This is a genomic window from Soehngenia saccharolytica DSM 12858, assembly GCF_059568515.1.
On record NZ_JCANTN010000011.1, the window covers coordinates 1 to 12,920 of the forward strand.

Below are 12,920 nucleotides of genomic sequence, written 5' to 3' on the forward strand. Positions count from 1 at the left end.
TGAGTAGCTAAGTTTGGAAGGGATAAGAGCTGAAGGCATCTAAGCACGAAGCCCCCCTCAAGATGAGATTTCCCATCGTAAGAATAAGGCACCAGAAAGACAATCTGGTAGATAGGCCAAGAGTGTAAGGTCAGCAATGATCTAAGCTAAGTGGTACTAATATGCCGAAGACTTGACCTAAGTAAAAAGTTTGCTTTAAGAAGATATATATGTAGTTTTCGTCTGGTGGCGATAGCAAGAGGGAAACACCTGTACCCATACCGAACACAGAAGTTAAGCCTCTTAACGCCGATGGTACTTGGATGGCAACGTCCTGGGAGAGTAGGTAGCTGCCAGACTGATATATACCCCATTGTCATATGACAATGGGGTATTGTTTTATAAACAATTAAATTTTTAATATTCTGTAATTAATAAAAACATATATCATTTTTGAAACATATAAGATATAATACATATGAAATAAATCAAATTTTAACATATAATTATCGAATTTTAGCGGAGGTGTAAAGTTTGGAAAAAATATTAAGGCAAGAAAAAAATGCATGGAAAGAATTAGACGAATCACAAACTAAAGAGGTCTTTGAATTTGCAGAAGACTATAAGAATTTTTTGAACAATTCAAAGACTGAAAGAGAATGTACAGATGAAATAATTAGAAGAGCAAAAGAAAAAGGCTACAAGCCAATCAAGGAAGTATTAGAATCAGGAAATGTAAAACCTGGAGATAAAATATATGCTGACAACAAGGGTAAAGGTGTAGCATTATTTGTAATCGGAAAAGAAAAAATAGAACAAGGAATGAAGATAGTAGGAAGCCACATGGATTCACCTAGATTGGATTTAAAACCAAATCCTCTATATGAAGATGGAAATTTAGCTATGTTTAAAACTCATTACTACGGTGGAGTTAAAAAATATCAATGGGTTACACTTCCATTGGCATTGCATGGTGTAGCTTTTAATAAAGCTGGGGAAAAGGTTAACATGGTAATTGGAGAAGACGAAAATGATCCAGTACTATATATAACTGACCTATTGCCTCACTTAGCAAAAGACCAAATGCAAAAGAAACTAGAAGAGGGAATAGCAGGAGAAGACTTAAACGTCATCATCGGAAGCATTCCATTTAAAGGTGAAGAAAAAGAAGCAATAAAATACAATGCTATGAGATTACTAAACGAGAAATACGGCATTGTAGAAGAAGACTTTCATGTGTCAGAAATAGAAATCGTGCCAAGTGGAAAAGCAAGAGATGTAGGCCTAGATAGAAGCCTTATAGCATCACATGGCCATGATGATAGAGTATGCACATACTCAGCGCTCAGAGCTATATTTGACGTTGAAAATCCTACAATGACAACAGTAGCTGTATTTGTAGATAAAGAAGAAGTAGGAAGCATGGGAAATACAGGTATGCAATCTCTATTCTTTGAATCACAAGTAGCAGAGCTTATGAATCTTCAAAATAGCGCAAGTCTAGTTGCTCATATGAGAGCGATGGCAAGCTCAAAAGTACTTTCAGGAGATGTAACAGCAGGATTTGATCCAAACTTCCCAGAAGTATTGGACAAGAGAAATGCAGCTATGATAGGCGGAGGAGTTGCACTATCAAAATATACTGGCTCAAGAGGAAAAGGTGGCTCAAATGATGCAAATGCTGAATTCTTAGCAGAAGTAAGAAAAGCATTTGAAAAAGAAAATGTAATTTGGCAAGTTGGTGAACTTGGGAAAGTTGACCAAGGAGGCGGAGGAACAATAGCTTATATCCTAGCAAATAGAGGAGCAGAAGTAGTAGACTGTGGAACACCAATGCTAAGCATGCATGCACCAATTGAACTATTAAGTAAAGTTGACCTATATATGACATATATAGCCTATAGGGCATTTTACAACAATTAATGATAATTAATAGAAACCAGTTTAAGATTATTCTTAAGCTGGTTTTTTAGTTTTTTATTTTAGAGGCCATTTCCCTTATGATTATATATTTGGCAGCTAAAAAATGTGTAATATTTATATATAGCTAAATAAACACACTAATTTGACCAAATAACAGAAATATAGTATAGTGCCAGGAACTTTTATATTTTTATCAAATCCATTACCTATAGATGGAGTATGTTATCCACACCATAATAGTAAATTTGCAATAGATGAACAATATTTTGACAGGGCAATAGCTATATTCGTACAGTCAGCAATTGATTTTTTAAATAATTAGTTAAAGAAACAGTATACTAAAATCCTTCCCATTTTAAATAGAAAGGATTTTAGTATAATAATGCAGATATGGGGTATATTTACAATAGTAAATATGAAAGGGTGGTAAAATTGGCAAAGCAAACAGTATATGTTGATAAACTAACTAATGGAATACTGGATCCTAATGAAGAAATGCTTGGTCCAGTAAAAGATGGCGGGACAATAATTGCTAATACTGCACCAGGATGTTGGGGACCTATGATTACTCCAAAATTAAAGGGAGGACATGAGGTAACTAGACCTGTTTTTGTTGAGGGAGCAGAAATTGGGGATGCAATAGCTATATATATACAATCTATCGTAATCACATCATCCGTAATAGCATCTGGCAATGATAAAACTATAAGTGAAAATTTCAACAGCGATCCATTTATTGATGCAAAGTGTCCTAAATGTGGAATACTAAACCCTGAAACAGAACTAATTGGAATAGGAGAAGGATCTGTAAGATGTAAGAATTGTGGGGCTGACATATCACCATTTAAATTTAATAATGGTTATACTATGGCCTTTAATGATAATAAAACAATAGCTTTAACATTAAATGAAACAGCCGCAAACAATGCTGCAAAAGACGCTAAAAATTTAATGGCAATTCCAGATCATTCAATTCAAAACCCAATTGTTAACTTTGCTCCACATGACATAAATGGCAGTATATCGAGGATAAAACCCTTTTTAGGGCAAATCGGTACAACACCTTCAAGAGCTTTACCTGACTCTCATAATGCAGGTGATTTTGGTTCGTTCTTAATAAACTCTACTCATGAATATGCTATAGATAAAGAAGAATTAATAAAACATAAAACAGACGGTCATATGGACATAAATAAAACCAGAGCTGGAGCTGTAGTTATAGCACCTGTTAAAGTAAAAGGTGGTGGAGTTTATGTTGGAGATGCACATGCAATGCAAGGAAATGGGGAGATAGCAGGTCATACAGCTGATGTTGCAGCAGTAGTGACTTTAAAAGTGAAAGTCTTTAAAAACCTTCAAATTGATGGACCTATCATTATTCCTCTTTCAGATGATCTACCTTATTTAGCAAAGCCAATTGATGAAAATGAAAAGAAACTCGCAATGGAGTTGAGCAAAAAGTGGGGAGTAGATAAGCTAGAAAATACAGCGCCAATATGTTTTGTAGGTACAGGAGCTAATTTAAATGAGGCTATCGACAATGGTCTAGAAAGAGCAGCTCAAGTATTAAAAATATCTGTGCCAGAAGTTATGAATAGAGCAACCATAAATGGTTCGATTGAAATCGGTAGAGCTCCAGGGACTGTTACAGTCACATTTTTAGCTCCTGTAGAGAAATTAAAAGCTGCAGGATTATATGACTTAGTTAAAGAACAATATAATTTATTAGATTAATCATTAAACAGGGCAACGAGGGTAACTTTACATCTATTTAGAAACTGGACTATCAGGTGCAAATTGATGATTGCAGCTACGGCAGAGATATTTCTGATGACAATATTAATCTTTGCCATAACTATAAAACGAATGAATATTGTTGCACTTTGGACATTTTATTGATACAATTTTTTATATGAGGACTTCATCCTTTCTGGGAGGTATTTGTTTTTATGCAAGAACATTGTACCATAGAGAGCTTGGAGTCCTCAATTTTCATTTAAGTTTACAAAACGTGAAATACGGAAAGGAGTGATTTAATGAGAGCTTTGATGGAGTCGCTTTTTGATATAATTTATTTAGTTTTTGTCATATCTATGGGATTTTATTTGATCGCTAAGAACAACAAAAATACTAATTCAAGATTGTTTGGGATTATGGCTGTTATACTGGGATTTGGAGATGCTTTTCACCTTGTGCCTAGAATACTTGCTTTAAATACTGCAAACGGATTTGAAGTTTATAGAAATTCATTGGGCATTGGCAAAGCTGTAACCTCGGTAACTATGACAATTTTTTACATCATACTTTATTATATATTTAAAAATAGATATAATATAAAAAGCAAAACGCTAGATTTGTGTATTTGGATATTAGGGATAATAAGAGTTATTTTGACGGCATTGCCTCAAAACAAGTGGACAAGTGAAATACAGCCATTAAGTTGGGGAATTTATAGGAATATACCATTTGTGATAATGGGTATTATTATGATCGCCTTGGCATATAAGTATGCAAAAGAGCATAAAGATAAGAGCTTCAAAAATATGTATCTAGCAATTTTTTTGTCTTTTATTTTTTATATACCTGTAGTACTCTGGGGAGATGTTTATCCTTTGATAGGAATGTTGATGATACCAAAGACTTTAATGTATGTATGGATAGTCACAATGGGGTATAAAGACTATAAGGGCAGTAAATAGTTTTATAGGAGTGAATACCGTGTTTAAATTAGGAAGAAAGAAAGCTGCATTTGTGATGGCTTTCATATTAATTACAAGCCTATTGTCAGCTTGTAATTCTGAAGAAAAAAGTTTAGCAGAGAATTTATACAGCTACAAGACTAGTTTTGTAGGAGACAACTCTAAAGTTGGAAATATTGTAAACAAGTTGCCATTTCCCAATGATTACGCTGTAAACACTATTGAAATCATATCTGGAGAAGAACCTTATGGACTCAAAATATATTTTGATAGTACAGCTAAGGATGCAAGTATAAAAGATTTTGACAAGGATAGTGCGATATTGTTTTCTCTAATTGACAATTTAAGCTATATCACTTATGCGTATACTATAAACGATAAAGACATAAGTATAGGAACTATATATAAGGAAGAAATTGATGAAATTACTAAAAAAGATTTTGATATGACAACTACAGAAATTGGAAGTAATTATGACAATTTTAATATATTGATAGAAAAATACATTGAAAATGTAGAATAAATATCACCTTTTGGTGATATTTTATTTTTTTGATATACTTAATTTATAAAATAAAAAGTGAGGGTTTCTTATGCCAGAGAAAGATATATCTTCATACGAAGTAGCAAATGCTTTTGAATCTGGAATTATTATTCTAGATAAGATGTTTAAGGTTGTATATACTAATAAAAGGGCTAAAAGACTGCTTAAGAAAGATACTAATGAGTTTGAATACGATTTGTTGCTGAAAGAGATAATTTCAGAGATAAAGATAATTGATTACACAAATGAAACTGCTATTAGAAAGAAAATAAAATATCTTGATTTGGAATACATGTTCCATATATCAAGAGTTGAAATCAAAAAAGAAGTGTATGTGTTAGTAAATTTTAATGAACTGGATTTGTGCAAGAGTGTAATAGGCACTATAAATACTGAAATGGAAGCTTCTTCTCTTTTAAAAACCATAATGGAGGCTACAAACGATTGTATTGTATATGTCAATAAAGAAGGGTACATTGAGATGCTTAGCAATGCCTATGCAGAGTTTTTAAATGTGGATAGAGACGACTCAATAGGCAAGCATGTCACAGAAGTTATTGAAAATACTAGGATGCATGAAGTTGCTAAATTGGGTGTCGAAGAGGTAGCACAGGTTCAGGAAATAAATGGCAGAAAAATGATTGCAACTCGTATTCCGGTTTACGTCAATGGCAGAATTGTCGGTGCAGTTGGTAAAGTGTTGTTTAGAGATTTAGATGAATTGGAACAGCTTTACACAAAAGTATATAAGATTGAAAAAGAATTGAACATGTACAAAAATGAGTTTAAAAAGATAAATTCTGCGAAATACGAATTAGACAGTATAATCGGCGAATCGAGGGAGATCAAAGAGCTAAAAGAGCTTACCAAGAGAATAGCCAACACAAACTCGAAAGTTTTAATCTTAGGAGAGACCGGGACGGGGAAGGAGTTGTTTGCCAATGCGATCCATTCCTTGAGCAAGAGAAAAGATGGTCCATTTATTAAAGTTAATTGCGGTTCAATACCTAACGAACTTCTCGAGTCTGAATTATTTGGATATGAAGAGGGTGCATTTACTGGTGCTAAAAAAGGTGGAAAGATAGGGAAATTTAAAGCTGCAGACGGAGGCAGCATATTTTTAGATGAGATTGCCGATTTGCCTATGAACATGCAAGTAAAGCTATTAAGGGTGCTGCAAGAAAAGGAAATAGAAAAAATAGGGTCAAATACTCCTGAAAAAATCGATGTCAGGATCATCTCTGCAACTAATAAAGACCTTGAGGAAATGATTAAAAATGGAGAGTTTAGATTAGATCTATATTATAGATTAAATGTGGTAAGCATGGTAATACCTCCATTGAGGAAAAGAAAAGAAGACATAGCGGTGCTTTCAAATAAACTAATTGAGGAAATATCAAAAGAAGAGAAAATCAAAGTCGACGGAATAAGCAAGGGAGCATTGGATTTATTGAAAAAATACGATTGGCCCGGGAATGTAAGAGAGCTTGAAAATGTTTTAGAAAGAGCTATCAACTACCTCGATGGTGAGACGATCATAAGAATTAAGCATTTACCTAGCAAAATATCTGGATTAAGAGAAGAAAGAGAACTAAAAAGTTTAAAAGAAGAGATGGAAGAATACGAAAAAGAGATAGTATCAAACGCATTGATTGCATCTAATGGGAACAAGACAAAAGCTGCTGAGATTTTAAAAATAAGTAGAACTGCTCTATATGAAAAAATAGAAAAATATGAGTTAGAATGATGTTATATATTTATCACAGTCTATGAATTAAAGTATTATTTACAATGCCGTTAAAATGACCCTATAATTGTTAACTATAGTTAACATTTTAGCATAATAAACCGATATATTGTAAACTAAACATGACACTTTTTCTATTTTCTCATATTCTGAATTAAAGAAATTAAATAAAAATCAGAGTTTTACTTTAGGCTACTAAAATACTTTGTTAACAACTTTTAGTAGTCTTTTCTTTTTTCCGAAAAAACGATGACTTTTCTCAAAAATTAATGAAAACGTTGGCATAAATATTGCAAGTTATATATGAAAAAAGAGGAGGATGAAGATATGATAGAAAACAAAGTTTGTATTGTAACAGGAGCAGCCAGTGGTATAGGACTTGCCATAGCTAAGAAATTTGCTGAAGACGGAGCAAATGTAGTAATGGCGGATATTAATGAAGAAAAATTAAAAGAAGAAGCATTAAAAATTAATGCAAAATACATTAAAACTGATTTGAGCAAAAGAGAAGATTGTAAAAAATTAGTAGATTTTACCGTTGAGAGTTTTGATGGGGTGGATATATTAGTAAATGTAGCAGGCATCCAGACGGTTTCACCTATTGAATCATTTCCTGAAGACAAATGGGATTTTATGATGAATTTAATGCTTACTGCTCCATTTTTGTTAACTAAATACTCATGGCCTTATATGAAAAAGAAAGGTTGGGGTAGAATTATAAATCTAAATTCTATTCATGGACTAGTTGCATCTGAATTCAAATCTGCTTATGTATCTGCAAAACATGGATTAGGAGGACTTACTAAAACTGCTGCATTGGAAGGCGGCCCTTTCGGAATAACGGTAAATTCTATTTGCCCATCTTATGTGAGAACACCTTTAGTAGACAACCAAATAGCCGACCAAGCAATAACACATGGCATAAGTACTGATGAAGTAATAGGAAATATTATGCTTTCAAAATGTGCTGTTAAAAAATTAATTGAACCAGAGACAGTTGCCGATGTTGCTATGTTCTTATGCTCAAGTGCAGGAGATCATATTACTGGATCAATGCTTACAATTGATGGTGGCTGGACTGCGAATTAAAAATACAAATTGAGGAGGTAAATGTATGCTAGGTATATTTATAGGTCTTGTTCTTCTTATGTTTTTAGCTTATAAGGGTTATTCAATTATTTGGGTAGCACCTCTTACAGCTTTGGTAGTGGCGATCTTTGGGGGAATTCCTTTATTAGACTCATACACAAACGTTTATATGACGGGGTTTGTAGGATTTACTAAGTCTTGGTTTCCAGCATTTATGTTAGGGGCTGTATTTGGACATTTGATGGATTATACAGGAGCTGCCAGATCAATAGCGCATTGGCTTACAAAGATAATAGGCGCTAAAAGAGCTATCCTAGGAGTTATTTTAGGCTGTGCGGTATTGACATATGGCGGAATAAGTTTATTTGTAGTAGTATTTGCTATGTACCCATTGGCTTTGGCACTTTTTAGAGAAGCAAATATTTCTAGAAAATTGATTCCTGGTTGTATTGCTCTAGGCTCGTTTACATTTACTATGACAGCTGTGCCGGGGACACCACAAATTCAAAATCTAATACCTATGGAGTATTTCCATACTACTCCAACAGCTGCACCTATAATGGGGATTGTAGCTGCATTGTTCATGTTTATTCTTGGATACTTGTATCTTTCATGGAGAGAAAAGAAACTCAGAGCAAATGGTGAAGTGTTTACTGAGCCAAAAGTGAAAAATGAAGAAATGGTCTTATCAGATGAAGAATTGCCAAATCCATTTTTATCCATATTGCCACTAGTAAGTGTAATAGTGACACTTAATGTTCTCAAATGGGATATAATTGTTGCTCTTCTTTCAGGAATAGTTTTAACTATGATTTTAAACTACAAACAATATAAAGGATTTACGAAGAGCATAAATAATGGAGCTAGTGGTTCAATAATTGCAATTATAAACACATCTGCCGCTGTAGGATTTGGATCAGTAGTTAAAGCAGTGCCAGGTTTCCAAACTCTTACTGATGCTGTACTGAATATAAAAGGGTCACCTCTTATTTCAGAAGCAGTAGCAGTAAATGTATTAGCTGGGGCAACTGGTTCTGCATCAGGTGGTATGGGAATAGCTTTAGCGGCATTGGGAGAAAAATATTACCAAATTGCTTTAGAAAGAGGTATAAGCCCAGAAGCATTTCATAGAGTGGCATCATTGGCATCAGGGGGACTTGATACTCTACCACATAATGGTGCAGTATTGACGCTCTTAGCGGTAACTGGCATGACTCATAAAGAATCATATATAGATATTTGCGTGACATCTTTGATATTGCCAGTATTGTCATCAATCCCTGCAATAATACTAGCTAGCTTTGGAATATATTAAATTATATACAATTTATTTATAGGCTATGATATACTAGAAAATGGGGATGGGATAAATATTTTAGAATTATGGTATTAAGGGAGGAGAAATTTTATGAAACAAGCAGTAATCGTGAGTGCTGTTAGAACTCCAATAGGAGCATACGGTGGAGCTTTTAAAGATGTAAGCGCCGTAGATTTAGGAGTAGCAGCAGTAAAAGAAGCTCTAAAGAGAGCAAACGTAAACCCAGAGATGGTTGACGAAGTAATTTTCGGAAATGTACTACAAGCTGGTCTTGGACAAAATGTAGCTAGACAAGTTTCTATGGGAGCTGGAATACCTGAATATGTCACTAGTTTTTCAGTAAATAAAGTATGTGGATCAGGTTTAAAAACAGTCGCATTAGCAGCTCAAGCTATTAAAGCGGGAGATGCTGACATAGTTGTAGTTGGCGGAACTGAAAACATGTCTCAAGCTCCATATCTATTGAAAAACCATAGATGGGGACAAAGAATGGGAAATGGAGAAGTTGTTGACTACATGGTAGAAGATGGATTGACAGATATTTTCAATCACTATCATATGGGGATCACAGCAGAAAATGTTGCTGCACAATATAACATAACTAGAGAAGATCAAGACCAATTTGCACTTACTAGCCAATTAAGAGCAGAACAAGCTATAAAGAGCGGAAGATTTAAAGATGAAATTGTTCCAATCGTAATACCACAAAGAAAAGGAGATCCCAAAGTAGTAGATACTGATGAGTTTCCTAGATTTGGCACCACAATTGAAGCATTGGCAAAATTAAAACCAGCATTCAAGAAAGATGGAACAGTTACAGCAGGAAATGCATCAGGCATTAATGATGGCGCTGCTGCATTAGTAGTAATGAGCAAAGAAAAAGCTGATGAATTAGGATTAACTCCTATTGCGGAGATAGTAAGCTACGCATCAGCTGGCGTTGACCCATCTATAATGGGTACTGGTCCAATTCCTGCAAGTAAAAAAGCATTAGAAAAAGCAAATCTTAAGATAGATGATATAGAACTAGTTGAAGCAAACGAAGCGTTTGCAGCTCAAGCAATTGCAGTTGCTAAAGACTTGAATTTGAACATGGATATTACAAATGTCAATGGAGGAGCTATTGCTTTAGGCCATCCAATAGGAGCTTCAGGAGCAAGAATCCTTGTTACATTGTTACATGAAATGCAAAAAAGAGATAGCAAATATGGTTTGGCAACTCTTTGCATAGGTGGCGGACAAGGCATCTCAATGATAGTTAGAAGATAATTGAAAGGTGGGAATTAGATGAATAAGTTAATCAGCATTGATGAAGCCGTTGACATGATTAAAGATGGTATGACGATAATGGTAGGCGGTTTTCTCGGATGTGGAAACCCACATAAGATAATAGATAAACTTGTTGAAAAAAATGTTAAGGATTTAACTTTGATTTGCAACGACTCAAGTTTTCCCGACTATGGAGTAGGCAAATTAGTTGTAAATCACCAAATTAAAAAACTCATCGCATCACATGTTGGCACAAATCCTGAAACAGGTAGACAAATGAATGCTGGAGAGATGGAAGTTGTTTTAGTTCCACAAGGCACATTGGCTGAGCAAGTAAGAGCCGGTGGAGCAGGACTTGGCGGGATATTGACTCCAACAGGCGTTGGCACTGTAATTGAAGAAGGAAAACAAAAAATAACAGTTGATGGTGTTGAGTATTTACTTGAAAAACCACTTAAAGCCGATGTGGCTTTGATTGCAGGGCAAAAGGTAGATAAATTTGGGAATATAGTATATTTTGGAGCAACAAGAAACTTCAATACTCTAATGGCAACTGCTGCAGAAACAGTGATAGTTGAAGCTAGTGAGATAGTTGAAGTTGGAGATTTAGATCCAAACGATGTTGTAACACCAGGTATATTTGTCGACTACATCGTTGATGGAGGTGCAAATTAATGGACAAGAATGAAATAAAAGCATTTATTGCTAAGAGGGTTGCAAAAGAATTAAAAGACGGAGACGTTGTAAATTTAGGTATAGGACTTCCAACAATGGTAGCAAACTATATACCTGAAGGCATGAACATATTTCTTCAATCGGAAAATGGATTTATTGGATTAGGGCCAGCACCAGAGCCAGGAAAAGAAGACATGAGAATTGTAAACGCTGGTGGACAACCTGTGACTATACTTCCAGGCGGAGCATTCTTTGACTCGGCCACATCTTTTACAATAATAAGAGGTGGACATGTCGATATTACTGTACTTGGGGCATTGCAAGTTGATGAAAAGGGAAACCTTGCCAACTGGATGATTCCAGGCAAGATGGTTCCAGGAATGGGTGGAGCTATGGACTTGGTTACAGGAGCTAAAAAAGTAATCATAGCTATGGAACACACTGCAAAAGGCGCGCCAAAGATTTTGAAAGAATGCACACTTCCTTTAACTGCTGCACACCAAGTGGATATGATCATCACTGAAATGGGAGTAATGGAAGTTACTGACAAAGGCATTGTGTTAAAAGAAATAAACCCAGAATTCACCATTGAAGATGTACAAAATAGTACTGAAGCTGAACTAATTATCGCTGAAGATTTAAAGAAAATGGAAATATAATAAAAGGCTGCGTAAAGCAGCCTTTTATTTAAAGAAAGGAGAGATAGTTAAGATGCTAAAAGATATAAACTTAATAGGTATAGCTGGTGCTGGCACTATGGGCTCAGGAATCGCTCAAATATTCGCTAGATACGGTAAAAATGTAATTGTAAATGACATTAAAGAAGAATATTTAACAAAATCTAGAAATTTGATAGACATATTCAACAAAAGCCTAATTGAAGAAGGCTTGATGAATGAAAATGAAGTAGACAATATTTTTTCGAAAATAAAATTTTCTACCGACAAGAATGAATTTAAAAATTGTGACTTGATAATTGAATGCATTGTTGAAAAACTCGAAATAAAACAAGATTTTTGGAAAGAATTAGAAGAAATCGCTAAAAAAGATGCCTATTTTGCTACAAACACATCAGGTCTTAGCATCAATCAAATATCATCTAAACTTAATGACAAATCAAGATTTATCGGAATGCATTTTTGGAATCCCGCACACATAATCCCATTAGTAGAGTTAATTAGAGGAGAAGAGACCAGCGATGAGATGGTCAATGATTTAAAAAGCCTTCTTGAAACTATAGGAAAACAGGCTGTAGTAGTAAATAGAGATGTCCCTGGGTTCATAGGCAATAGACTTCAGTTTGCCGCTTTTAGGGAAGCTATGCACATTGTGGAACAGGGGATTGCGAGCGTCGAAGATGTTGATAAAGCTATGAAATATGGGCCAGGCTTTAGATACCCTATAATAGGACCATTAGAGACAGCAGATTTAGGGGGATTAGATACTTTTTACAACATCTCAAGTTATCTTTTCAAAGACTTGGGGGATGAAAAAGAAGTTCCTAAAATTTTAGAAGAGTTAATAGAAAATAACTATCTCGGGGTTAAGACAAAAAAAGGATTTTATGACTATTCAAATGGAAGAGACGAAGAGGCAATAAAAAGAAGAGATAAGCTTTTATTTGAAATGATCAAACACATATCTAATAAATAAAAGGAAGATCATTCTTCCTTTTAT

Annotated in this window: 11 protein-coding genes and 2 rRNA genes; all 13 read left to right on the top strand. The window is 34.6% G+C overall.

The genetic code is table 11. From position 1 onward, the window contains the following. Positions 1-180 (top strand): 23S ribosomal RNA (locus BO51_RS04450); the annotation flags it as partial. A 41-nt stretch (positions 181-221) separates the two neighbouring features. Then, positions 222-338, top strand: a 5S ribosomal RNA gene (gene rrf / locus BO51_RS04455). Between the two features lie 175 nt (positions 339-513). Continuing rightward, entirely contained in the window at positions 514-1,902 is a 1,389-nt protein-coding gene (locus BO51_RS04460; RefSeq protein WP_496484366.1) for an aminopeptidase, read from the top strand. A gap of 432 nt (positions 1,903-2,334) precedes the next feature. Next, positions 2,335-3,636, top strand: coding sequence for an acetamidase/formamidase family protein (locus tag BO51_RS04465; protein WP_496484368.1), 1,302 nt, complete (start codon positions 2,335-2,337; stop codon positions 3,634-3,636). Positions 3,637-3,938: 302 nt separating this feature from the next. Then, positions 3,939-4,601, top strand: coding sequence for a hypothetical protein (locus BO51_RS04470; protein WP_496484370.1), 663 nt, complete (start codon positions 3,939-3,941; stop codon positions 4,599-4,601). Between the two features lie 19 nt (positions 4,602-4,620). Then, positions 4,621-5,124 (top strand): DUF4825 domain-containing protein, encoded by a 504-nt coding sequence (locus BO51_RS04475; RefSeq protein ID WP_496484372.1) that lies wholly within the window; start codon positions 4,621-4,623, stop codon positions 5,122-5,124. A gap of 70 nt (positions 5,125-5,194) precedes the next feature. Further along, entirely contained in the window at positions 5,195-6,892 is a 1,698-nt protein-coding gene (locus BO51_RS04480; RefSeq protein ID WP_496484374.1) for a sigma-54 interaction domain-containing protein, read from the top strand. Between the two features lie 327 nt (positions 6,893-7,219). After that, positions 7,220-7,981, top strand: coding sequence for a 3-hydroxybutyrate dehydrogenase (locus BO51_RS04485; protein ID WP_496484376.1), 762 nt, complete (start codon positions 7,220-7,222; stop codon positions 7,979-7,981). Between the two features lie 25 nt (positions 7,982-8,006). Continuing rightward, a complete protein-coding gene (locus BO51_RS04490) occupies positions 8,007-9,296 on the top strand; it encodes a GntP family permease (RefSeq protein WP_496484378.1) in 1,290 nt (429 codons plus the stop codon). A 93-nt stretch (positions 9,297-9,389) separates the two neighbouring features. After that, positions 9,390-10,568, top strand: a complete 1,179-nt coding sequence (locus BO51_RS04495) for an acetyl-CoA C-acetyltransferase (RefSeq protein ID WP_496484380.1) — start codon at positions 9,390-9,392, stop codon at positions 10,566-10,568. 18 nt (positions 10,569-10,586) lie between these two features. After that, the gene (gene atoD, locus BO51_RS04500; protein WP_496484382.1) at positions 10,587-11,243 is read left to right on the top strand and encodes an acetate CoA-transferase subunit alpha; all 657 of its coding nucleotides are present in this window, start codon (positions 10,587-10,589) and stop codon (positions 11,241-11,243) included. Next, positions 11,243-11,902 (top strand): CoA transferase subunit B, encoded by a 660-nt coding sequence (locus tag BO51_RS04505; RefSeq protein WP_496484384.1) that lies wholly within the window; start codon positions 11,243-11,245, stop codon positions 11,900-11,902. The genes atoD and BO51_RS04505 overlap by 1 nt, the downstream gene beginning before the upstream one ends. A 52-nt stretch (positions 11,903-11,954) precedes the next feature. Beyond that, positions 11,955-12,896, top strand: coding sequence for a 3-hydroxyacyl-CoA dehydrogenase family protein (locus BO51_RS04510; protein WP_496484386.1), 942 nt, complete (start codon positions 11,955-11,957; stop codon positions 12,894-12,896). Positions 12,897-12,920: the final 24 nt, after the last annotated feature.